This window comes from Amedibacillus dolichus DSM 3991, from assembly GCF_000154285.1.
GTDB lineage: Bacteria > Bacillota_I > Bacilli_A > Erysipelotrichales > Erysipelotrichaceae > Amedibacillus > Amedibacillus dolichus.
In genome coordinates, this window is sequence record NZ_DS483473.1 from 162,504 (window position 1) to 185,849 (window position 23,346).

At 42.3% G+C, this 23,346-nt stretch carries 26 protein-coding genes, 3 rRNA genes and 1 riboswitch; all 29 genes read right to left on the minus strand.

What is annotated here, in order from left to right:
* Positions 1 to 20: 20 nt before the first annotated feature.
* Entirely contained in the window at positions 21 to 416 is a 396-nt protein-coding gene (rpsH, locus tag EUBDOL_RS02805) for a 30S ribosomal protein S8 (protein ID WP_004798245.1), read from the minus strand.
* Positions 417 to 437: 21 nt separating this feature from the next.
* Positions 438 to 623 carry a type Z 30S ribosomal protein S14 gene (locus tag EUBDOL_RS02810; RefSeq protein ID WP_022420240.1) on the minus strand — a complete coding sequence of 62 codons (186 nt, stop codon included), beginning with the start codon at positions 621 to 623 and terminating at the stop codon, positions 438 to 440.
* Positions 624 to 635: 12 nt separating this feature from the next.
* Positions 636 to 1,175 (minus strand): 50S ribosomal protein L5, encoded by a 540-nt coding sequence (gene rplE, locus EUBDOL_RS02815; protein ID WP_004798246.1) that lies wholly within the window; start codon positions 1,173 to 1,175, stop codon positions 636 to 638.
* A 13-nt stretch (positions 1,176 to 1,188) separates the two neighbouring features.
* The gene (gene rplX / locus EUBDOL_RS02820) at positions 1,189 to 1,512 is read right to left on the minus strand and encodes a 50S ribosomal protein L24 (RefSeq protein WP_004798248.1); all 324 of its coding nucleotides are present in this window, start codon (positions 1,510 to 1,512) and stop codon (positions 1,189 to 1,191) included.
* A gap of 12 nt (positions 1,513 to 1,524) precedes the next feature.
* A complete protein-coding gene (rplN, locus tag EUBDOL_RS02825; RefSeq protein WP_004798249.1) occupies positions 1,525 to 1,893 on the minus strand; it encodes a 50S ribosomal protein L14 in 369 nt (122 codons plus the stop codon).
* Between the two features lie 21 nt (positions 1,894 to 1,914).
* Positions 1,915 to 2,175, minus strand: coding sequence for a 30S ribosomal protein S17 (gene rpsQ / locus EUBDOL_RS02830; RefSeq protein WP_004798250.1), 261 nt, complete (start codon positions 2,173 to 2,175; stop codon positions 1,915 to 1,917).
* 16 nt (positions 2,176 to 2,191) lie between these two features.
* Complete coding sequence (gene rpmC / locus EUBDOL_RS02835) at positions 2,192 to 2,392, minus strand: 50S ribosomal protein L29 (protein ID WP_004798255.1); 201 nt, start codon at positions 2,390 to 2,392, stop codon at positions 2,192 to 2,194.
* A gap of 2 nt (positions 2,393 to 2,394) precedes the next feature.
* Entirely contained in the window at positions 2,395 to 2,811 is a 417-nt protein-coding gene (gene rplP / locus EUBDOL_RS02840; protein ID WP_004798256.1) for a 50S ribosomal protein L16, read from the minus strand.
* A gap of 3 nt (positions 2,812 to 2,814) precedes the next feature.
* Positions 2,815 to 3,615, minus strand: coding sequence for a 30S ribosomal protein S3 (rpsC, locus tag EUBDOL_RS02845; RefSeq protein WP_004798257.1), 801 nt, complete (start codon positions 3,613 to 3,615; stop codon positions 2,815 to 2,817).
* Positions 3,616 to 3,626: 11 nt separating this feature from the next.
* On the minus strand, positions 3,627 to 3,962 hold the full coding sequence (rplV, locus tag EUBDOL_RS02850; protein WP_004798259.1) for a 50S ribosomal protein L22: 336 nt from the start codon (positions 3,960 to 3,962) through the stop codon (positions 3,627 to 3,629).
* Positions 3,963 to 3,977: 15 nt separating this feature from the next.
* A complete protein-coding gene (gene rpsS, locus EUBDOL_RS02855; protein ID WP_004798260.1) occupies positions 3,978 to 4,256 on the minus strand; it encodes a 30S ribosomal protein S19 in 279 nt (92 codons plus the stop codon).
* A gap of 19 nt (positions 4,257 to 4,275) precedes the next feature.
* Positions 4,276 to 5,109, minus strand: a complete 834-nt coding sequence (rplB, locus tag EUBDOL_RS02860) for a 50S ribosomal protein L2 (RefSeq protein ID WP_004798264.1) — start codon at positions 5,107 to 5,109, stop codon at positions 4,276 to 4,278.
* 56 nt (positions 5,110 to 5,165) lie between these two features.
* Positions 5,166 to 5,462 (minus strand): 50S ribosomal protein L23, encoded by a 297-nt coding sequence (gene rplW, locus EUBDOL_RS02865; protein WP_004798267.1) that lies wholly within the window; start codon positions 5,460 to 5,462, stop codon positions 5,166 to 5,168.
* The gene (gene rplD / locus EUBDOL_RS02870; RefSeq protein ID WP_004798268.1) at positions 5,462 to 6,091 is read right to left on the minus strand and encodes a 50S ribosomal protein L4; all 630 of its coding nucleotides are present in this window, start codon (positions 6,089 to 6,091) and stop codon (positions 5,462 to 5,464) included. The genes rplW and rplD overlap by 1 nt, the downstream gene beginning before the upstream one ends.
* Before the next feature lie 3 nt (positions 6,092 to 6,094).
* A complete protein-coding gene (gene rplC, locus EUBDOL_RS02875; protein ID WP_040462971.1) occupies positions 6,095 to 6,784 on the minus strand; it encodes a 50S ribosomal protein L3 in 690 nt (229 codons plus the stop codon).
* 14 nt (positions 6,785 to 6,798) lie between these two features.
* Positions 6,799 to 7,110 (minus strand): 30S ribosomal protein S10, encoded by a 312-nt coding sequence (gene rpsJ / locus EUBDOL_RS02880; protein WP_004798272.1) that lies wholly within the window; start codon positions 7,108 to 7,110, stop codon positions 6,799 to 6,801.
* Positions 7,111 to 7,508: 398 nt separating this feature from the next.
* Positions 7,509 to 8,081: an energy-coupled thiamine transporter ThiT gene (locus EUBDOL_RS02885; RefSeq protein ID WP_004798276.1), complete on the minus strand. Its 573-nt coding sequence runs from the start codon at positions 8,079 to 8,081 to the stop codon at positions 7,509 to 7,511.
* 50 nt (positions 8,082 to 8,131) lie between these two features.
* Positions 8,132 to 8,236, minus strand: a riboswitch (TPP riboswitch).
* A gap of 69 nt (positions 8,237 to 8,305) precedes the next feature.
* Positions 8,306 to 9,490, minus strand: coding sequence for an elongation factor Tu (gene tuf / locus EUBDOL_RS02890; RefSeq protein ID WP_004798278.1), 1,185 nt, complete (start codon positions 9,488 to 9,490; stop codon positions 8,306 to 8,308).
* A gap of 68 nt (positions 9,491 to 9,558) precedes the next feature.
* Entirely contained in the window at positions 9,559 to 11,637 is a 2,079-nt protein-coding gene (fusA, locus tag EUBDOL_RS02895) for an elongation factor G (RefSeq protein ID WP_004798279.1), read from the minus strand.
* A 17-nt stretch (positions 11,638 to 11,654) separates the two neighbouring features.
* On the minus strand, positions 11,655 to 12,125 hold the full coding sequence (rpsG, locus tag EUBDOL_RS02900; protein WP_004798282.1) for a 30S ribosomal protein S7: 471 nt from the start codon (positions 12,123 to 12,125) through the stop codon (positions 11,655 to 11,657).
* Between the two features lie 25 nt (positions 12,126 to 12,150).
* Positions 12,151 to 12,573: a 30S ribosomal protein S12 gene (rpsL, locus tag EUBDOL_RS02905; RefSeq protein ID WP_004798283.1), complete on the minus strand. Its 423-nt coding sequence runs from the start codon at positions 12,571 to 12,573 to the stop codon at positions 12,151 to 12,153.
* A gap of 225 nt (positions 12,574 to 12,798) precedes the next feature.
* Positions 12,799 to 13,575, minus strand: coding sequence for a phosphonoacetaldehyde hydrolase (phnX, locus tag EUBDOL_RS02910; protein ID WP_004798288.1), 777 nt, complete (start codon positions 13,573 to 13,575; stop codon positions 12,799 to 12,801).
* Positions 13,572 to 14,666, minus strand: a complete 1,095-nt coding sequence (locus EUBDOL_RS02915) for a 2-aminoethylphosphonate--pyruvate transaminase (protein WP_004798290.1) — start codon at positions 14,664 to 14,666, stop codon at positions 13,572 to 13,574. The genes phnX and EUBDOL_RS02915 overlap by 4 nt, the downstream gene beginning before the upstream one ends.
* 2 nt (positions 14,667 to 14,668) lie before the next feature.
* On the minus strand, positions 14,669 to 15,652 hold the full coding sequence (locus tag EUBDOL_RS02920; protein ID WP_004798292.1) for an extracellular solute-binding protein: 984 nt from the start codon (positions 15,650 to 15,652) through the stop codon (positions 14,669 to 14,671).
* Complete coding sequence (locus tag EUBDOL_RS02925; protein ID WP_004798293.1) at positions 15,649 to 17,271, minus strand: ABC transporter permease subunit; 1,623 nt, start codon at positions 17,269 to 17,271, stop codon at positions 15,649 to 15,651. Before EUBDOL_RS02925 ends, EUBDOL_RS02920 begins: the two co-directional genes overlap by 4 nt.
* Entirely contained in the window at positions 17,268 to 18,029 is a 762-nt protein-coding gene (locus tag EUBDOL_RS02930; protein WP_004798296.1) for an ABC transporter ATP-binding protein, read from the minus strand. The genes EUBDOL_RS02925 and EUBDOL_RS02930 overlap by 4 nt, the downstream gene beginning before the upstream one ends.
* Before the next feature lie 195 nt (positions 18,030 to 18,224).
* Positions 18,225 to 18,338: ribosomal RNA gene (gene rrf / locus EUBDOL_RS02935) — 5S ribosomal RNA — on the minus strand.
* A gap of 37 nt (positions 18,339 to 18,375) precedes the next feature.
* Positions 18,376 to 21,282, minus strand: a 23S ribosomal RNA gene (locus EUBDOL_RS02940).
* Positions 21,283 to 21,489: 207 nt separating this feature from the next.
* Positions 21,490 to 23,029, minus strand: a 16S ribosomal RNA gene (locus tag EUBDOL_RS02945).
* Together the 16S, 23S and 5S rRNA genes form the textbook arrangement of a ribosomal RNA operon.
* Between the last annotated feature and the right edge of the window lie 317 nt (positions 23,030 to 23,346).

Here is a 23,346-nt window from a genome sequence, read left to right on the forward strand (position 1 = left end):
CCTCCGTTAGCTTATGCAAATTACCATACGTAGGCGATAACTTCGCCACCTACATGTTTTGCTTTTGCTTCTTTATCTGTCATTAAACCATGAGATGTAGAGATAATCGCAATACCTAGTCCGTTCAATACACGTGGAATAGAATCCACTTTTGCATAAGCACGAAGACCTGGTTTTGAAATTCTCTTTAATCCATTGATAACTTTTTCATTGTTAGGACCATATTTCAAAGTGATCTTAATTGTTTTCTTAACATCACCTTCAACACTATAGTCTGTAATGAAACCTTCGTTTTTCAAAATCTTAGCGATTTCAATTTTTTCTTTGTTTGCAGGAATTTCTACGCTTTCGTGACGAGCCTGTACCCCGTTACGGATTCTTGTAAGCATATCTGCAATCGGATCTGTCATAATCATGACTGTATTCCTCCTATCTGACTACCAACTAGCCTTCTTTACTCCGGGAATCTGACCTTTGTAAGCCAATTCACGGAAGCAAATACGGCATAGTTTGTATTTACGTAAAACTGAGTGAGGACGACCACAACGTTCGCAACGTGTGTACTCACGCACTTTGAACTTTTGAGGACGTTTCTGTTTGTTGATCATTGATTTTTTAGCCATGTATAAGTCCTCCTACTTCTTGAAAGGCATACCCATTTCTGTAAGTAATGCCTTAGCTTCTTCATTTGTTTTTGCACTTGTAACAATTACAATGTCCATACCACGTACTTTGTTTACCTTATCAAAGTTAATTTCTGGGAAGATTAACTGTTCTTTGATACCCAAAGTATAGTTTCCGCGACCATCGAATGAAGTATCGCTTACTCCACGGAAGTCACGAACACGTGGCAATGAGATGTTCATTAGCTTATCAAGGAAATCATACATTTTTTCCTTACGAAGCGTAACCTTACATCCGATAGGCATACCTTCACGAAGCTTAAAGTTCGCAATGGATTTTTTTGCCTTTGTAATTACTGGAGCCTGTCCAGTAATCTGAGCTAGTTCAGCTACTGCTTCTTCCAATAATTTTGGATTCTGAATAGCTTCACCAATTCCCATATTGATTACAATTTTTTCAACAGCAGGTACTTCCATTACGGATTTGTAACCAAATTTTTTCATCATATTTGGTACAACAACCTGTGTATATTTCTCATTTAGGCGGTTCATCTTTTAACCCCTCCTACTTCACAGCAGCGCCGCTTGCTTTATAGACGCGTACTTTTTCTTTGTTGCCTTTTTTATCTTCCTTGATTTCATAACCGATACGACTTGCTTTCTTAGCTTTTGCATCGTATGCCATAACATTGGAAACGTGGATAGGAGCTTCTTTTTCAATGATGCCACCATCTGGGTTTGCCTGTGTTGGTTTCAAGTGTTTCTTAACCATGTTAACACCCTCAACGATTACTTTATCGTCCTTAGGGAAAACTTTAATTACTTCAGCGATAGTGCCCTTGTAAGCACCTGTAATAACCTGAACTTTATCACCTTTTTTGATTTTCACAAAGACACCTCCTTATAGTACTTCCGGTGCCAAAGACACGATTTTCATAAAGTCTTTGTCACGCAATTCTCTTGCCACTGGTCCAAAAATACGAGTTCCACGTGGCGTATTGTCATCTTTAATAAGAACAACAGCATTGTCATCAAATTTGATGTATGTTCCATTGTCGCGGCGAATTCCACGTTTTGTACGTACGATTACACCTTTTACAACATCACCTTTTTTAACACTTCCACCAGGAGCAGCCTGTTTTACTGAACAGACAACGATATCCCCGATGTTTGAAAACTTGCGAACACTTCCGCCTAAACAACGGATTACCAAAACTTCCTTAGCACCCGTGTTGTCAGCGACGCGCAATCTACTTTCGTTTTGAATCATGAGTATCTTACCTCCTAGCGCTTATAGCTGAACAGCCTTTTCAACGATTTCAACAAGACGGAAACGCTTTGTAGCTGACAATGGACGTGTTTCCATAATCGTTACTACATCACCGATCTTAGCCTCATTGTTTTCGTCATGAGCTTTGAATTTCTTAGAATAGTTAACACGTTTACCATATAATGGGTGTGTTTTCTTAGTTGATACCAATACGGTAATTGTCTTATCCATTTTGTCAGATACAACAGTACCGCGATAAACTTTACGGTTAGATCTTTCCATAACTTAATGATCCTCCTTAATCCTGACCACTAAGCTCACGCTCAGTCATCACTGTTTTAATACGGGCAATCGTTTTCTTTACTGTCTTAATACGAGCAGTATTTGTTAATTGTCCAGTAGCCTGTTGGAAACGAAGATTAAAAAGTTCATCTTTAAGCGTTTCGATCTCTTGTAATAATTCAGTATTGCTTTTTTCTCTGATCTCTTTCACTGTCATGATTACTTATCTCCTTTTCTAACAACGAATTTTGTTTTCACCGGTAATTTGTGAGATGCAAGACGGAACGCTTCACGAGCCACTTCTTCACTTACACCGGCGATTTCAAACATTACGCGTCCTGCTTTAACGACTGCTACCCAACCTTCAGGTGCACCCTTACCAGAACCCATACGTACTTCCAATGGTTTTTTCGTTCTTGCCATGTGAGGGAAGATACGAATCCAAACCTTACCACCACGTTTCATGTAACGTGTCATAGCGATACGAGCCGCTTCGATCTGACGGTTGCTGATGTAAGCACCAGTATCCGCAACAAGACCATATTCACCAAACGCAACATCGCGTCCGGCTTTTGCACGCCCTTCATAGCTTAGGCGATGAGGTCTTCTATATTTTGTTCTCTTAGGCATTAACATAATTTAGTTTCCTCCTTCCTCAGCTTTAGGAGCCTGCTCAGCATTTGCTTCCTTTGCAGGAGCTGCTTTTGCATTATTTCTGTTGTTACGACGATCGTTTCTTCCTCCGCGGTTATTGCGACGACGACGATCATTCATTGGGTTTTTAGGGGCTTCAGGTTCTGTTACCATCTGACCTGGCAATACTTCTCCACGACAGATCCAAACCTTAACACCTAAACGTCCATAAGTAGTGTGTGCTTCTTCCCAAGCATAATCGATATCCGCACGAAGTGTATGCAAAGGAACATTTCCTTCAGAATAACCTTCCGTACGTGCCATATCTGCGCCACCTAGACGACCGGATACAGCTGTTTTGATACCCTTTGCACCAGCACGCATAGTTCTTTGAATAGCTCTTTTTTGAGCTGTACGGAAACTTGCACGCTGTTCCAACTGATCGGCAATGCTACGAGCTACTAGCTTAGCATCTAAATCAGGGTTAGCAATTTCCAAAACCTTTAGGTAGATATTTTTACCACCAGTTAGCTTTTCAATCTTCTTTTTCAACAATTCAATGCTTTCACCGTTTGTTCCGATGATAACACCAGGGCGAGCTGTACGAATCATAATTTCGACACGATTTTTAGAGCGCTCGATTTCTACGCGAGAAACAGATGCAGCTTTCAGCTCTTTGAAAATAAATTCACGAATTTTAACATCTTCTAATAATAAATCGGCATATTCTTTGTCAGCATACCATCTTGACTCCCAGTCGCGAATGACACCGACACGTAATCCGATCGGACTAACTTTCTGTCCCATGGGCTACCTCCTTAATCACGCTCTGCAACCACTACTGTAATGTGGCTGGTACGTTTGTGGATCGCACTTGCTGATCCCTTTGCACGTGGCATGAAGCGTTTAAGAGTAACTCCCTCGTTAGCATAACATGCTTTCACGTATAATTTTTCTTCATTCATTTCGTTGTTGTGCACTGCATTGGCAACAGCTGATTTCAAAACTTTGCCAATTGCTTCGGCAGCAACGTTTGGTGTAAATTTTAAGATTGCAGCAGCTTCTGCAGCATCTTTCCCACGAATTAAATCGATAACAATACGAGCTTTTCTAGGTGGGATACGTAATGTTTTTGCGGTTGCTTTAACTTCCATTGTTCACGTTCCTCCTTATCTCTTAGCTTTCTTGTCATCATCGCCATGCCCACCATATTTGCGAGTTGGCACGAATTCACCAAGTTTGTGTCCTACCATATCTTCTGTAACATATACAGGCAGGTGTTCTTTACCATTGTAAACAGCAAATGTGTGTTCCACGAACTGAGGGAATATAGTTGAACGACGTGACCATGTTTTAATAACCTGTTTTTTACCGGCAGCATTCAGTGCTTCCACTTTTTTCATCAAGTGATCATCACAGAATGGGCCTTTTTTAAGACTACGACTCATTTTTCATTTCCTCCTTTGCCTATTTACCGTTGCGACGACGAACGATTAATTTCGTTGAAGCTTTTTTGTTCTTACGAGTTTTCACACCCATAGCTTTCTTGCCCCAAGGAGTCATTGGTGATTTACGTCCAACTGGTGTACGTCCTTCACCACCACCATGAGGGTGATCGTTAGGGTTCATTACAGAACCACGAACAGTAGGGCGGATTCCCTTCCAACGGTTACGTCCCGCTTTACCATAGTTTACAAGGCTGTGATCTTCATTTCCAACCTGACCGATAGTAGCGCGGCAATCAGCAAGGATCTTACGAACTTCACCTGATGCTAAACGAATAATAGCATATTTTTCTTCAATACCAAGGATCTGTGCAGATGTACCGGCAGAACGTGCCAGCTGTCCGCCTTTCCCCGGCTTCAATTCAATGTTGTGTACGAATGTACCTTCTGGAATATCTCTTAGACGCAAGCAGTTACCAACCTTGATATCCGCTTCACTTCCGGAAACAACTTCCATTCCGACAGTTAAACCTTTCGGAGCGATAATATAGCGTTTTTCACCATCCGCATAATTCAACAATGCGATATTTGCAGAACGGTTTGGATCATATTCAATCGTTGCTACACGAGCTGGAATCGCATCTTTGTTTCTCTTGAAGTCGATGATACGATATGCTCTTTTGTGTCCACCACCCTGATGACGAGTAGTGATACGACCATTGTTATTACGTCCACCCTTGCTTTTCAAAGGTGCTAACAATGATTTTTCTGGCTTGTTTGTCGTAATTTCTTCATACGTCAAACTTGTCATGCCACGACGACCTGGAGTGGTCGGCTTATACTTTCTAATTGGCATCTAAATTTCCTCCTTACGCAATATTTATTCAGGAAATAGCGTGCTTCTTCCTGATTTTATTCAGCTTCTTCGCCGAATAAGTTGATATCCTGACCAGCTTTGATTTTTACATAAGCTTTACGGATAGCTTTTGTTTTTCCAACGTAACGTCCCATTCTTTTTGTTTTAGGTTTAACGTTTACGATGTTTACTTTTTCAACATCAACACCGAAGATGCTTTCTACTGCCTGAGCAACCAACACCTTGTTAGCACCCTTCGCAACCTCGAATGTTACCTTGTTATCAGCGTCCATATATTTCATCGTTTTTTCTGTGATGATCGGACGAATAATAATATCTTTATAGTTATTCATTATGCAAGTGCCTCCTCAACATCTTTCACAGCAGCTTCTGTGAACACGATCTTGTTAGCATTTACAATGTCATAAACATTGATACCATCAGCAGTCAGCATCATCATTGTCGGAATGTTGCGCATGCTTAGGAATGCATTTTCAAAGTCTTCGTTTTCGCTTACTACGAACAATGTTTTCTTAGGTGCGTTGATATCTGCAATAATTTGATTGAATGCTTTTGTTTTTGGTTCAGCCAATTCAAACTTGTCAACAACACTCATAGCGTTTTCCAACACTTTTTCAGATAACACTGATTTCAGTGCAAGACGACGAACTTTTTTGTTTAATTTGTAGCTGTAGCTTCTTGGTGTTGGTCCGAATACGATTCCTCCACCTCTCCACTGTGTAGCACGGATACTACCCTGACGAGCACGACCAGTACCCTTTTGACGCCAAGGCTTACGTCCACCACCGCTTACTTCCGTGCGGTTTTTTGTATCGTGAGTACCCTGACGAACGCTTGCGCGCTGCATAACAATGGCATCAAAGATACATTGCTGATTTGGCTCGATGCCAAATACAGAATCTGCAAGAGTGATTTCTTTTAGCTCTTTACCATTCTGGCTAAGTACGACCATCTTAGGCATCTTTTATTCCTCCTCTTTCGTGTAATCTACCAATGTTACAGGCTCGCTGTTACCTTTTGAACATTTCGCAGATCTAACCATGACAAGACCACGTTTAGGCCCAGGCACGTTTCCTTTGATTAACAAGTAGTTGTTTTCAACATCTACCTTGATAACTGTCAGGTTCTGGTTTGTAGTTCTATATCCACCTTCCTGACCAGCCATGATTGTCCCTTTCAGGATCTTACCCTGACGGGAAGTAATACCGTTGGTTGCCAAAGAACCGATATGACGAATGTTCTTAGAACCACCGTGTGTCTTAGGTCCTTGATGAGCATTGTTACGAACGATTGTGCCGTTGTAACCTTTTCCCTTTGAAGTACCGATAACATCAACGGTTTCTCCAGCAACAAAGATATCAACCTTTACTTCAGCGCCAAGATCCAAATCAGCGAAGTCTGCATCGCGAACTTCTCTAGCAAAACGCTTTGCAGTAGTGTTTGCTTTCTTAGCGTGACCAACGTTAGCTTTTGTTGTGCGTTTTTCTTTGATATCCTCAAATCCAATCTGCACAGCATTATAGCCATCGTTTTCAACAGTTTTCTTCTGTAATACGATATTAGGGCAAGCTTCAACCACTGTAACCGGAATCAATGTTCCATCTTCAGTGAAAACCTGTGTCATCCCAAGTTTACGTCCTAAAATTCCTTTCATGTTGTCCACCTCCATTACAGCTTAATTTCGATGTCAACACCACTAGGCAATTCCAAACGGCTCAATGAGTCGATTGTTTCTGCTGTAGGTCCAACAATCTCAATTAAACGCTTGTGAGTTCTGATCTCGAATTGTTCACGAGAATCCTTGTACTTGTGTACCGCACGCAGGACAGTTACTACCTGCTTTTCTGTTGGAAGAGGTACGGGTCCAACAATTTTTTTAGCTCCGTGAGCATTAGCAGCCTGAACGATCTTTTCTGCAGATGCGTCCAAAATTCTGTGCTCATAAGCCTTTAAGCGAATTCTTACGCTATTTTTTGCCATGAATATTCTCCTTTCGTCTATATCGACTATAGACTCGCTCGATGCGAATTCCCCGAAGCACTGTCTTCATGACAACGCCTTTCAGTGGGTCGGCAACCTCGCATGTCCTCGCGGTCATGCACCCATTATAACAAAAAGCAATATGTCTTTGCAAGCACTTTTTTAAACTTTTTAGATTTCTTTACAAATCGCTTAAATCCCGATAAATGCAGTCTTTTTTATCTTTTTTCATAATATATCAACTACCGAGCTTTGCGCATATACAACACCATTTCTTTCATACCATTGCACCTTAACATGCTCTTCAACCCACATGTTTTTTCTCTTTCCCTTCCTTGAAAATCCCCCTAAATTATAAAAAAAGCCAAAGTGTATCACCACTCTGACTTTTCCATTCACTATTTAATACCTGCAAATTTATCCTTACTAGCATGCTGCAGTGCTTTGATCAACACCGGTACAATCAGCAAGCATACAACCAAGGTCGCTAAATTGTATGCCAAATTATAAGTCCAAGCTGAATAGATCCAAGCAGCTAGGCTTCCGGCAGCACTTCCTTCCGGAAACCAAAAATAAACACCTGCCAGCACATGGGAAGCATACTTCAAGAACATTCCGATAACCATACCGGAGTAAACATTGCTTATGCTCCATTTCCCAAATTTAATTTTAGGGTACAAGGCCGCCAAACCACACGCTGCCACCGGTACAATGTAATCTAGTGCTGTTTGCATAGGCGATACAATATAATTGCTTAAGCCAAACAAGCAGCCTACTAACCACCCCAGCACAGCTGTTGCAAGTCCATATTGCCACCCGAGATGAAAGCTTGCCACAAAATAGGCAATAACCGTAATTTCAATCGTCCCTCCATTTGGCATAGATGGCAGAAATTCTGTGCAATAGTTCAACACGATACCAAGCGCTGCATAAAATGCAACAAATACAAGTTTTCTAGTTTTCTGATTCATAAAAAAACACCTCCATGAGGCGTAAGCAAACAAATCTAAAAAAATCGTTTATTCGATTAGATCTGACTCCCTACGCTAGCATTAACTAGATCAGGTCATAAGGGACCTTGCGTTTTCACGCAAATCTCAGCCTTTCAGCGCCCCTGTCATGACTAATACCATTATACATCATCTCATTGATATGTAAAGAAAAAGAGCACATAAAGCGCTCTTTCTTTGTAAAATTAACCTAAGATTTCAGTTACGTTTCCTGAACCTACAGTACGTCCACCTTCACGGATAGAGAATTTTGTGTTGTTTTCGATAGCGATTGGAGCAATCAATTCAACAGTCATTTCTACGTTATCCCCAGGCATAACCATTTCAGTTCCTTCTGGAAGAGTAATAACACCAGTTACGTCAGTTGTACGGAAGTAGAACTGAGGACGGTAGTTAGATACGAATGGAGTATGACGTCCACCTTCTTCTTTTGTTAGAACGTAAACCTGAGCTTTAAATTTTGTGTGTGGGTTTACTGATCCAGGTTTAGCAAGAACCTGTCCACGCTGAATTTCATCACGGTTTACACCACGAAGCAATGCACCGATGTTATCTCCTGCCTGTGCAAGATCCAACTGCTTACGGAACATTTCAAGACCAGTAATAACTGTCTTGCGAGTTTCGTGAATACCAACGATTTCAACTTCTTCACTAAGTTTAACTTCACCACGTTCAACACGTCCGGTAGCAACTGTACCACGTCCTGTGATAGTCATAACGTCTTCTACTGACATCAAGAATGGTTTGTCAGTTTCACGTACTGGATCTGGTACGAATTCATCAACAGCTGCCATCAAATCATTGATAGCACCAACGTATTTTTCATCACCTTCAAGTGCTTTAAGAGCAGAACCGCGGATAACTGGAGCGTTGTCTCCGTCGAATCCGTATTCGCTTAACAATTCACGAACTTCCATTTCAACAAGGTCGATAAGTTCTTCATCATCAACCATGTCGCATTTGTTCAAGAATACAACGATGTAAGGAACACCTACCTGACGAGCAAGCAAGATGTGCTCACGAGTCTGAGGCATAGGTCCGTCAGATGCAGCAACTACTAGGATCGCACCGTCCATCTGAGCAGCACCAGTGATCATGTTCTTAACGTAGTCAGCATGACCTGGGCAGTCTACGTGTGCATAGTGACGAGTAGCTGTCTGATATTCAACGTGTGCAGTGTTGATTGTGATACCACGTTCTTTTTCTTCTGGAGCACCATCGATTGCATCGTAAGCTTTTGCTTCAGCCATACCTGTTTTTGCAAGTACGTTAGTGATTGCCGCAGTCAATGTAGTTTTACCGTGGTCAACATGTCCGATAGTTCCAATGTTAACGTGAGTCTTGGAACGGTCAAATTTTTCTTTAGCCATTTTTTAATGTCCTCCTAAATTTTCAAGTTCAAATATATTCTAATTCAAACGTTTTATAAAAGCAACAGTTAATTGTCAGAACTATTGTTTTTAATGATTTTCTCAGCAATACTCTTAGGTACTTCGGCATAGTGGTCAAACTTCATAGAGTAATTTCCACGCCCCTGAGTAAAGCTACGTAAATCTGTTACATATCCAAACATTTCTGATAATGGAATATGTGCCTGAACGATGATAGCATTTCCACGCTCGTCCTGATTAACGATAGAACCACGACGTGAGCTAACATCACCCATTACAGATCCTAAGTATTCGTTTGGTGCAGTTACTTCTACCATCATGATCGGTTCAAGAATGACTGGATCACATTTCTTAGCAGCAGCCTTTAAAGCCATAGAAGCAGCAATCTTATATGCCATTTCACTTGAATCGACATCGTGGTAAGAACCGTCAAACAAAGTAGCCTTGATATCGATTACCGGATAACCAGCAATGATACCATTCTGAAGTGCATCTTCAAGTCCTTCTGCAGTCGGCTTAATGTATTCACGAGGAACACTTCCACCTACGGTAGCATCAACGAACTCGAAACCTTTTCCTTCTTCCTGTGGCTCAAACTTAATCCATACGTGTCCATACTGTCCACGACCACCGGACTGCTTGATATATTTACCTTCACACTCAGCGGTTGTACGGATCGTTTCACGATAAGCAACCATTGGCTGACCAACATTTGCTTCTACCTTAAATTCACGTTTCAAACGATCAACGATGATGTCTAGGTGAAGTTCACCAACACCGGCGATGATTGTCTGTCCTGTTTCCTGATCGGTATATGTCTTGAAGGTTGGATCTTCTTCCGCAAGTTTTGCAAGCGCAAGCCCCATTTTATCCTGGTCGGCTTTAGTTTTTGGTTCCAAAGATAACTCGATAACTGGTTCTGGGAATTCCATAGATTCAAGCACGATTGGAGCATTTTCAGCACACAATGTATCTCCGGTAGTAGTTACCTTAAGACCAACTGCTGCTGCGATATCTCCGGCATATACCTTATCAATTTCTTTACGAGCGTTTGCGTGCATCTGAACGATACGACCGAAACGTTCTTTTTTACCCTTTGTAGAGTTCAATACATAACTTCCAGCATCAGCAGTACCTGAATAAACACGGAAGAATGATAACTTACCAACAAATGGGTCTGTTGCAATCTTGAATGCCAATGCAGAGAATGGTTCATCATCGCTTGCATGACGTTCTACTTCGCTTCCATCTTCTAGTGTACCCTTAATAGCTGGGATATCTAGTGGTGATGGCAAGTAATCAACAACAGCGTCCAATACCATCTGAACACCCTTGTTCTTATATGCAGAACCGCAAAGTACCGGGAAGAAATCACCGCTACATACTGCTATACGAAGTACACGCTTAATTTCTTCAACACTTGGTTCTTCACCTTCAAGAATCTGCATCATGAAGTCCTCATCGTAATCTGCAAGATAATCTAACAGTTTTGAACGATATTCTTCACATAAATCTTTTAGATCTTCAGGAACTTCTTCTTCTTTAATATCTGTACCTAAGTCATTGGTATAGATTTCAGCTTTACGCTCGATGATATCAACAATACCTGTGAATGTTGATTCAGCACCGATTGGTAACTGAATCGGACAAGACTTAGCTCCTAGACGATCAACGATTGTACCACATGACATTAAGAAGTCAGCACCTGTTGCGTCCATTTTGTTACAGAATACGATTCTTGGAACACCATAAGTCGTTGCCTGACGCCAAACAGTTTCTGTCTGAGGTTCAACTCCGGCTTTTGCATCCAATACCGTAACCGCACCATCAAGTACACGCAAAGAACGTTCAACCTCTACTGTAAAGTCAACGTGTCCCGGTGTATCGATAATGTTGATACGATGTCCCTTCCAAGCAGCGGTTGTTGCTGCGGAAGTGATGGTAATACCACGTTCCTGCTCCTGTTCCATCCAGTCCATTGTAGAAGCACCGTCATGTGTTTCTCCAATCTTGTGATTTACACCTGTATAGTATAGGATACGTTCCGTAGTTGTAGTTTTTCCGGCATCGATATGAGCCATGATACCAATGTTACGAGTTTTCTCTAATGAATACTGACGTGCCATCGCTTATGACTCCTTTCTTACCAACGATAGTGAGCAAATGCCTTATTAGCTTCTGCCATCTTGTGAGTGTCTTCACGTTTCTTCACAGATGCACCGCTTCCATTTGCTGCGTCCATGATTTCAGCAGCAAGTCTTTGCTCCATCGTTTTTTCATTTCTAAGACGTGCATAGTTTACGATCCAACGCAAACCAAGTGTTAAACGTCTTTCAGCAGATACTTCTACTGGTACTTGGTAGTTAGCACCACCAACACGGCGAACCTTAAGTTCCAACAATGGCATAACGTTTTCTAAAGCCTTTTCGAAAACTTCCATTGGTTTTTCATTTGTTTTTACTTCGATGATATCGAATGCGTTGTATAGGATTTTCTGTGCAACCCCTCTTTTACCGTCAATCATGATTTTATTGATCAAACGTGTAACCAATTTGGAGTTGTAAATAGGATCTACTAGTACATCACGCTTTGCTATATGTCCTTTTCTAGGCATCTTAATTTCCTCCTTTCACGATCGACTACTTCTTAGCTGCTTTCGGCTTCTTCGCACCGTACAGAGAACGGCTCTGATTACGGTTAGCCACTCCGGCACAGTCCAGTGTACCACGAATGATATGGTAACGAACACCTGGAAGGTCCTTAACACGTCCTCCACGAATCATAACAACACTGTGTTCCTGCAAGTTATGACCGATTCCTGGAATGTAAGCTGTAACTTCCATACCGTTGCTTAAGCGCACACGCGCATATTTACGAAGCGCAGAGTTCGGTTTCTTAGGTGTCATTGTTCCGACACGTGTACAAACACCGCGTTTCTGAGGTGCGCTCAAATTTGTAGGACGTTTTTTAATGGAGTTATATCCTCTATTCAGAGCAGGTGATTTTGATACGTTTTCGCTCTGTTCACGACCTTTACGAATTAACTGGTTAATTGTTGGCATAATGTCCTCCTTTCGCTAACACACATTTCCGGGTGTGTCATTTTGAAGTGTAAATTAAATTCCCTCACGGGAATCCTTTAAAATCCACTTGCCTATCTATGATAAGCCAGCACTGTTTGCTTTGTCAATAGCTTTTTTGCTTTCTTTTGATTTTTTATTACTTTTTCTTCATTTATCAAAGAAAACAGCATAAAGCCATCGTTTTAAAACGACAGCTTTCTTTCTCTATTTTGATAAATGCTTAACCAATGTCGGCAGCTCCTTAAAATTCATGATTACCGCATCTGCCCCATGTGCGAAGTACGCTTCTCTCGCTGTTTCCAAAAGCGCACAGCGTTTTTCATCACTCAGCTCCTTATATTCCGTTTCGCTCACACCTACTAAGGAGCTTCCTTCTAATACACCTACCGTATAAACACCGGCATGTTTTCCTTCTGCAATATCCGATAAGGTATCTCCTATTTTCATAACCTTATGCACATGATCAATTCCCAACACCTGCATATTCGCAAAAATCATATACGGTTTGGGACGTCCGCTGCCGCCTACACCATCGGGTGAAATCCAAAAATCCGGAGCATAGCCTTGCCTTTTCGCTGCTTCCACCACAACTGTCATCATCTCGTCGGTATATCCGGTCGTAGATCCGATACGTACGCCCATATCACGAAGCTCTTTAACGGCATCTAAAACATACGGCTTTACCTTGGTGTGTGCAGAAATCGCCTGCATCAAATGCCCATGAAAGGAAGCATAGATTGCTTGCACATCAGCCTCTTCAAAAGCTCTGCCATATACTTCACAAAATACATCATATATACGTGGCATATTCAGCATCGTACGTATATGATCAATTTTCAACATACCCATCGGTTTACGTATTTCTTCATTGGTTACTTCGATACCATATTGTGCAAAACTTTCCCTAAAAGCTTCTACCGGCGCCATGCTGCCAAAATCGACTGTAGTCCCTGCCCAATCTAAAATAACTGCTTCTATCATTGTTTTTCTCCTTCTAAAAATTCCTTCATAATCTGATACAAGGCGTCCATATCCGCTTCATAAATCTCTCCGATATTCCCGATGCGAAACGTATCCGCACTGGTAAGCTTACCAGGATAAATGGCATAGCCTCGCTCTTTTATATAAGTATACATTTTTTCAAATGAAAAGGTATGGCCCTGCGGATAATAAAAGGTGGTAATGACCCAGCCCTGGTGTGCTTTTAAATAAGGTTCGATTCCAAGCTTTGCCATATTCTTTATCAATCGCGCATGCACACGTTGATAACGTGCACAACGTGCCTTTACTCCGCCTTCCTGTTCTAGCTCCTTCATTGCCTCAGAAAATGCCAATACCGTATGTGTCGGAGAAGTAAAGCGCCATTTCCCATCAATATCCATTGTTTTCCATTGATCATATAAATCTAGTGATAATGTACGTGCGATTCCCTCACATCGCTTAAGCGCATATAAACGAGCCAATATAAACGAGAAGCCCGGTACACCTTGAATACATTTATTGGCACTGCTTATCAAAAAATCTATATGCATCTGCTTCATATCTATATCAACACCGCCAAAGCTGCTCATTGCATCTACGATAAAAATTTTCTTATATGCACTTGCTAATTCTCCAATTGCTGCAATATCATTAAAAATTCCACTCGTTGTCTCACTATGCACCATAGCAATGTGTGTAATATTAGGATTTTCTTTTAAAAGCTGTTCTACTCTTGCAACACTTGGAATTTCATTATAAGCGAAAGCACATTCTATAAAGCTCAGCCGTGCTCGCTTTACCATATCCACCATGCGTTTTCCATACGCTCCATTGCTTAAGATCAGTACACAGTCATTATAGCCTATGCTGCTGTTTAGTACACTTTCAACACCAAAAGAACCACTGCCCTGCATCAATACTGCTGTATATTCCTTTTCACAAACGTGTGCTAATTTTAATAAATTCTTACGAATCGTCTGTGTGATTTGTTTATACTCATCGTCCCATGTGCAATGATCGAATTGCATCGCCGCTTTTACTGCCTGTGTTGTTGTTAGCGGACCCGGTGTTAATAGCTTATATTCCTTCATTTTTACTTACACTCCTCGCTAAGCTTCTGATGCTTTTCTAATAGCTCTAAGGTTAATGGTTCTTGAAAGGTTTTCTCGTTAGCAGATTGATTGCTGCTGTCCTGCTTCTCTCCTTCATAAAGTACAAGCGGATACGTCTTTAGTAACTCTGCACGTGCTCCCTCAACCATCACTCTTGCCATATCCATAGCTTTCGGATTGATTTCTTCTTTTTTATCCACAACTGCTACACTTTCCGTTAAAGTGAAGGTTCCTTCACTTGGATCTACATAATCAATCGGTAAGCCACTTTCCTTATCTGCCACTGCCTGATGACGTAAACCAAAGCCGATGGCCACCTCACCGGCACGTACCTTTTTCAAAGGCGCAGAGCCACTTTCCTCGATATGATCTCCGGCATTATCAAAAATACCACGCAATACCTCTTTTGCTCCATCTTCTCCGTATTCACTGATAATTGCCTGAAGCAACAACCAAGCTGTTGAGGAGCTTTTAATATCCGTAACCGAAATCATATCCTTGTATTTCTTATCTGCTAAATCTTTAATGGAGGAAGGCATCGGAAGATTATTTTCTTCTAATACCTGTGTATTTACAAGAATTGCCCCCTCCTGTGCTGTGATTGGATAGTAAAAATTTGGATATTCACTTAAAGTTGGCAAGTCAAATTCCAGCGGTTTAAACATGCTGTTGGTTTCTTGTGCACTGTCTAAATAAAAGGAGCTCATCGTAACGATATCTGCTTCGATCGCACTTCCTTCTGCCATCAGTTTTCCTCCCAACTCACTTGTACCAAAGGTCTGAAAGACATATTGATCTTTATAGCCACCTTCATCTAAGGCATTTTTCATAGCTGTAATGGCTTCATCATCGGCATTGGAGTAAATAATAACCTTTTTCTCATTTCCTTGATTGCTGCAGCCAACTAAGCCAACACCTACGGTTAGCAGCATTGCTGCCATTAAGCTTTTCCATTTTTTATTCATACTGTTTTTCCTTTCCTTGCTAATCTAGCACAAATATATTTGACGGTAAGATTTACCGCAAATAACATAAACGATAAGACAAAAACTTCATTGAATTTAGCTAAATACTGTAACTCCTTGATTTTCGTTGTAATTACCATGGTATGCGCACCGGCTATGAAAATAATGGCGCTTACGGTTACTGCGGAGTTGATGAAATAATAAGAGAATACCTCAATAAGCGAATAGCGAGCATTTGGCGTTATGATTCGTACAATCGTTTGTAGACAAGAATCTCCCATCAGCTTAGCGGTAGTTTCAAAAGAAGCGTTCATTTTGCCTAACGATTCCTTCAACATAAGATATGGTGTAGAGAAGAAGTGTATAACATTGCATACGATCAATAGTGGCATTGTATTTTGCAAAGGTGTACCACTAAAGATAAACAAATAGGCAATACCGATGACCATACCGGGAATCGTGTTGGTAATTAGTGATAAGGCGTCTAAGCTTTTACATTTGTATTTTCCTATATGACTGCGCTCACTTATCAATGCAGCTGCATAAGTAAATAAGGTACCAAGAACTGCACTGCCAAAAGCCATCAGTAAGGTGTTTTTTAATACATGTAAAAGCTGAGGATCCTTAAATACCGCATAGATATGCTCCATTGAGAAGCTTATTTGATAAGGCCATTGACGAATGAAGGGGAGAATAAAAATAACTGCAAATACACTTATAAGAGCAAAACAAATACCGCTTGAGAGAGTCCCCAGTAAGCTATCACGCAAACGATTTCGTTTTAAAATCGTTTCACTTACCTGCTGATAACGGATTTGATAGCGTTGCAAATACTGCATGATGATAATGCTTAGAATAGAAGGAAGTAGCATCATCATCGCAACTACAGCTCCACGTACAAAGTCCGGAATGCTTCCAAGCATATAAGAGTAAAGTAGGGAAGCAATTACATGGTATCTTCCTCCTACGGAAGCAGGGATACCGAAATCGGTAAAGGATAGAAAGAAGCATTGAATCAGACAGGTTGCTAGTGTAGCAAGCAACGGTCGCAGAATCGTCATGAAAAAGCTTCGTAGGGCATGATCCTGCATCAATCGAGAGACAAGCAAATATTTTTTATCAATTTGCTTCATAGCATTGTTTAATAAAAGAAACGAGGTTGGCAGTGTATAAATAATGTATCCCATCAATATTCCGCCAAAACCATACACATTAAAAAATTGAAAGCCTGCAAGTTGGGTTAATAAGCCTTGCTTACCAAAGGAATAAATAATTGCAAAGCCATAGGTTATTGTCGGTAATAGCATTGGCATGGAGGCAATCATGGAGATTGTTTTTTTCAGCCACGGCCAAACATTCGTGAAGTTTAAAGTGTAAGCTAATAGAAATCCTAACCCCAGAGAACAAGCGGCTGCACTCAATGAAACAACGATACTGTTTTTCAATGCAATAATAAATTCTTCGTTTTTCAAAACCTCATTGTAATTATTTAAAGTAAAGCCATTGATGCCTTGAAACGATTTCGCTAACAGTGAAATAATCGGATAGGCCAGAAACAATAGAAAGATGATAAATAAAATCGTATAAATGAATGTATATTCTTTTTCTCTTGTTTTCATGCACAACTACCTATCTCATTTCCAAACAGAGTTAAAATATTTTGACGCTTAATCGTTAATTGTTTAAGGATAAATTCCTCAACAAAAGCAGAGTTTGGTGATTGTATGATTTCCTGTGGCGTTGCATATTGAGCAACTTTTCCTTCGTTAATGATCAACACACGATTACTTAGTGTTAGAGCCTCTTCTGGATCGTGCGTTACAATAATAATCGTTAGACCTAATTCATCGGCAATTCTTCTGATTCGCTGCTTAATGGATTCCTTAATAACCCCATCAAGTGCACTTAACGGTTCATCTAGCAACAATATCTTTGGCTTCATAACAAGTGTCCTAGCTAATGCTACACGTTGCTTTTGTCCACCGGATAACTGATCAATACGTTTATTTAAATGCGGTTTTAAATCAAGCAGATCAATCATTTCAAATACTTCTTCTTCACTGCTAATCAAGGGTTTATTTCTTAAACCATAAACGATATTTTTATAAGCATTTAAATTTGGAAAAAGAGCATAATCCTGAAACACAATATTAAACTCACGTTTTTCCATAGGAATATTGGTAATATCTGTATTGTTATAAAGAATACGTCCGCTATCTGGATTTACCAAGCCTAAAATCATATTCAACAGGGTTGTTTTCCCACTTCCGCTAGGTCCTAATATAGAAATAATTTCTCCATCTTCAATATCAATAGATATGTTATTTAAAACATTGACGCCATCATAAGATTTTGTCAAATCCTGCAATTTAAGCATATCTTTTTATCACTCCTTTAACGCGAAACTATAATATCACTTGTTTTTCAATCTTTTATGAAGTAGATGTTAAGCTTCTGTTAAAAGTAATCCTCTAGAAATAAAAAGATTACGGAAATAAAAAAAACACCCTAAAGGTGTTAAAAGCAGTAAAGAAATAAAAAAAAGAGGGACACAAGAATGTGTCCCAATAAGACCTGGCAATGTGCTATCTTGACTAAGGCAAGCTTAGCTATTGTCGCCGCTGAAGTGCTTAACTTCTGTGTTCGGGATGAGAACAGGTGTGTCCACTTCGCCATCATCACCAGATCCTTGAGGTCTTTCCCTCAAAACTGAATGACATCTTGTGATTAAGTCCTCGACCGATTAGTATCAGTCAACTCCACGTATCGCTACGCTTCCATCTCTGACCTATCTACCTCGTCGTCTTCAAGGGGTCTTACTGCATCTTGTGCATGGGAGATCTCATCTTGGAGTAGGCTTCGCGCTTAGATGCTTTCAGCGCTTATCCCTTCCCTACTTAGCTACCCAGCTATGCTCCTGGCGGAACAACTGGTGCACCAGCGGTAGGTCCATCCCGGTCCTCTCGTACTAAGGACAGCTCTCCTCAAATCTCCATCGCCCACAACAGATAGGGACCGAACTGTCTCACGACGTTCTGAACCCAGCTCGCGTACCGCTTTAATGGGCGGACAGCCCAACCCTTGGAACCGAATTCAGCTCCAGGATGCGATGAGCCGACATCGAGGTGCCAAACCTCGCCGTCGATGTGAACTCTTGGGCGAGATCAGCCTGTTATCCCCAGGGTAGCTTTTATCCGTTGAGCGACGGCCCTTCCATTCGGCACCGCCGGATCACTAATCCCGACTTTCGTCCCTGTTCGACTTGTTTGTCTCACAGTCAAGCACGCTTCTGCATTTGCACTCGTCGATTGATTTCCATCCAATCTGAGCGTACCTTTGGGCGCCTCCGTTACTCTTTAGGAGGCGACCGCCCCAGTCAAACTGCCTGCCTGACACGGTCCCTCACCCAGTTCATGGGTGTAGGTTAGAACTTCAATCAGACAAGAGTGGTATCCCAACGTCGACTCCTCGTACACTGGCGTGCACGTCTCTTCGTCTCCCACCTATCCTGTACATCTCTGATCAAAGCTCAATATCAAGCTACAGTAAAGCTCCATGGGGTCTTTCCGTCTAGTTGCGGGTAACCTGCATTTTCACAGGTACTAAGATTTCACCGAGTCTGCTGCCGAGACAGCGCCCAAATCGTTACGCCTTTCGTGCGGGTCAGAACTTACCTGACAAGGAATTTCGCTACCTTAGGACCGTTATAGTTACGGCCGCCGTTCACTGGGGCTTCAATTCATTGCTTCATCTTGCGACTGACAAATCCTCTTAACCTTCCAGCACCGGGCAGGCGTCACCCCCTATACTTCGTCTTGCGACTTCGCAGAGAGCTGTGTTTTAGTTAAACAGTCGCTTGGGCCTCTTCACTGCGGCTTACTTTTACATAAGCACTCCTTATCGCTAACTTACGGAGTCATTTTGCCGAGTTCCTTGGCAACAGTTCTCTCGCTCACCTCAGGATCCTCTCCTTGCCCACCTGTGTCGGTTTTGGTACGGGCCGCTATGGGATTAATCGCTTAGAAACTTTTCTTGGAAGCTGGCCTCACATGCTTCGTTACTTGTCGAAACGTTCACTTACCTATCACGTCCTGCATTTCGTATGCGCATTTCACTACATACCTGCTGCTCCGCTTCGCCCACAATCCATTCAGTGGGTCATGCTAGCCTTCTCCGTCATTCCTTCACTTCCCATCGCGGGTACAGGAATATCTGCCTGTTTTCCATCCACTACGCCTTTCGGCCTCGCGTTAGGTCCCGACTTACCCAGGGCGGACGAACCTTCCCCTGGAATCCTTGGGCTATCGGTGTGTAGGATTCTCACCTACATCTCGCTACTCACACCGGCATTCTCACTTCCATGCTCTCCACCACTCCTCACGATATGGCTTCCACGTGCATGCAACGCTCCCCTACCACTTGTATCTCTACAAATCCGCAGCTTCGGTAGTATGCTTAGCCCCGGTACATTTTCGGCGCAGGGTCACTCGACTAGTGAGCTGTTACGCACTCTTTGAAGGGTGGCTGCTTCTGAGCCAACCTCCTAGTTGTCTGTGCATCCCCACATCCTTTTCCACTTAGCATACATTTTGGGACCTTAACTGGCGGTCTGGGCTGTTTCCCTTTTGACCATGGACCTTATCACCCACAGTCTGACTGCCGAGTATATTATCATGGCATTCGGAGTTTGATTATACTCAGTACCCCGGGATGGGGCCATCGTACATTCAGTGCTCTACCTCCATGTAACTTTACCTCGACGCTAGCCCTAAAGCTATTTCGGGGAGAACCAGCTATATCCGTGTTCGATTGGAATTTCTCCCCTAGCCACAACTCATCCGCCAACTTTTCAACGGGGGTCGGTTCGGTCCTCCATTCAGTTTCACCTGAACTTCAACCTGGTCATGGCTAGATCACACGGTTTCGGGTCTATATCATCGTACTTTCGCCCTATTAAGACTCGCTTTCGCTTCGGCTCCGTATCTTCTACTTAACCTCGCACGATAACATAACTCGCCGGTTCATTCTACAAAAGGCACGCCATCACTCTTTAACGAGCTCTGACTTCTTGTAAGCATACGGTTTCAGGTTCTATTTCACTCCGCTCCCGCGGTTCTTTTCACCTTTCCCTCACGGTACTGGTTCACTATCGGTCACTTGTTTATATTTAGCCTTGACGGATGGTCCCGCCTGCTTCCGACAAGATTTCTCGTGTCTCGCCGTACTCAGGATACCATTAGGCTTCCTCTCGCTTTCATATACGGGACTTGCACCCTCTGCGGTCGATCTTTCAATATCGTTCTATTAGCCAGATTCTTGCCATATCATGGTCCTACAACCCCAACCCTAAGGTTGGTTTGGGCTCCTCCCCTTTCGCTCGCCGCTACTCTGGGAATCACTTTTGTTTTCTTTTCCTCCGGGTACTTAGATGTTTCAGTTCTCCGGGTACCTCTCTCATGAGCTATTTATTCACTCATGGATGCCATACTATTACGTATGACGGGTTTCCCCATTCGGATATCGACGGATCTTCGTGTACGTACCACTCCCCGTCGCGTTTCGCCGTTTGTCGCGTCCTTCTTCAGTTTCAAGTGCCTAGGCATCCACCGTACGCCCTTATTCGCTTAATCACTGCTTACTTCTTGGTTTCGCTTGAGTCTGTTTGTTTAACTTTTACTCTTCGTGAATATCTTAGTCTTCAACTTGCGTCTTAGACCTTACATATTTCTATCTTTTGTTTTTGATGTCATTCAGTTTTCAAAGATCGAACTTTGGAAAGCTTCGGCCTTCCAAAACCAAACAGGAAAATCTTTTCTTCTTTTGTACTTTCTCCTTAGAAAGGAGGTGATCCATCCCCACGTTCCCGTAGGGATACCTTGTTACGACTTAACCCCAGTCATCGGTCCTACCTTCGACGGCTCACTCCCTTAGGTTATGCCACCGGCTTCGGGTATTACTGACTCCCATGGTTTGACGGGCGGTGTGTACAAGGCCCGAGAACGTATTCACCGCAGCATGCTGATCTGCGATTACTAGCGATTCCGACTTCATGGAGTCGAGTTGCAGACTCCAATCCGAACTGAGACGCCCTTTATGAGATTTGCTTCATGTCACCATGTCGCTCCTCTTTGTAGACGCCATTGTAGTACGTGTGTAGCCCAGGCCATAAGGGGCATGATGATTTGACGTCATCCCCACCTTCCTCCGGTTTGTCACCGGCAGTCTCACATGAGTCCCTAACTTAATATTGGTAACATGCGACAAGGGTTGCGCTCGTTGCGGGACTTAACCCAACATCTCACGACACGAGCTGACGACAACCATGCACCACCTGTGTGATATATAGCTATCTTTCTATCTCTAGAACATTTATATCCATGTCAAGGCCTGGTAAGGTTCTTCGCGTTGCTTCGAATTAAACCACATACTCCACCGCTTGTGCGGGCCCCCGTCAATTCCTTTGAGTTTCACACTTGCGTGCATACTCCCCAGGCGGAGAACTTATTGCGTTAACTGCAGCACTGAATCTCTCCAACACTTAGTTCTCATCGTTTACGGCGTGGACTACTAGGGTATCTAATCCTATTTGCTCCCCACGCTTTCGTGCCTCAGTGTCAGTTACAGGCCAGGCGACCGCCTTCGCCACTGGTGTTCCTCCATATATCTACGCATTTTACCGCTACACATGGAATTCCATCGCCCTCTCCTGCACTCTAGTTCACCAGTTTCCAAAGCGAACAGCAGTTGAGCTGCTGCCTTTTACTTCAGACTTAATGTACCACCTACGCACCCTTTACGCCCAATCATTCCGGATAACGCTTGCCACCTACGTATTACCGCGGCTGCTGGCACGTAGTTAGCCGTGGCTTTCTGGTAAGATACCATCACTATCATGTCATTCCCTACATGATCCGTTTTTCTCTTACAACAGAGCTTTACGATCCGAAGACCTTCTTCACTCACGCGGCATTGCTCGTTCAGGGTTCCCCCCATTGACGAAAATTCCCTACTGCTGCCTCCCGTAGGAGTTTGGGCCGTGTCTCAGTCCCAATGTGGCCGTTCACCCTCTCAGGTCGGCTACGCATCGTCGCCTTGGTGGGCCGTTACCTCACCAACTAGCTAATGCGCCGCAGATCCATCCATGTTCATGGCCTTAGCCATTTTAATGTCTCCGAGATGCCTCGAAGCCACCTATCCGGTTTTAGCTACCGTTTCCAGCAGTTATCCCGGGCACATGGGCAGGTTATCTACGTGTTACTCACCCGTTCGCCACTAAGTCTTTTTGGAAAGCAAGCTTTCCTAAAAACTTCGTTCGACTTGCATGTATTAGGCATGCCGCCAGCGTTCATCCTGAGCCAGGATCAAACTCTCCATTTGATTTAGCTCAAAACGTTCTTTGACGTTTCCTTTTTTTCTTGGTTGTTTTTTTCTCTTAGAAATCAACGTATTTTCCTGTTCAGTTTTCAAAGACCGATGTCTCTTGCATCTCTCGTTGAGTGCCTGTTTATAATACATCATTCTTTTCTCTATGTCAATCTTTTTTTCTTCTTTTTTTCTTCTTTTTTTCTCTTTTTTTGCTTTTTTTCTATGTATACACTTACATCAACTGATTTTACCTTGCTTTCTGACTATTTGGTAATTTATTTTCCGCTTTTGACTTTATTTTCAACTTATTTTTCTCATTTAAATACGAA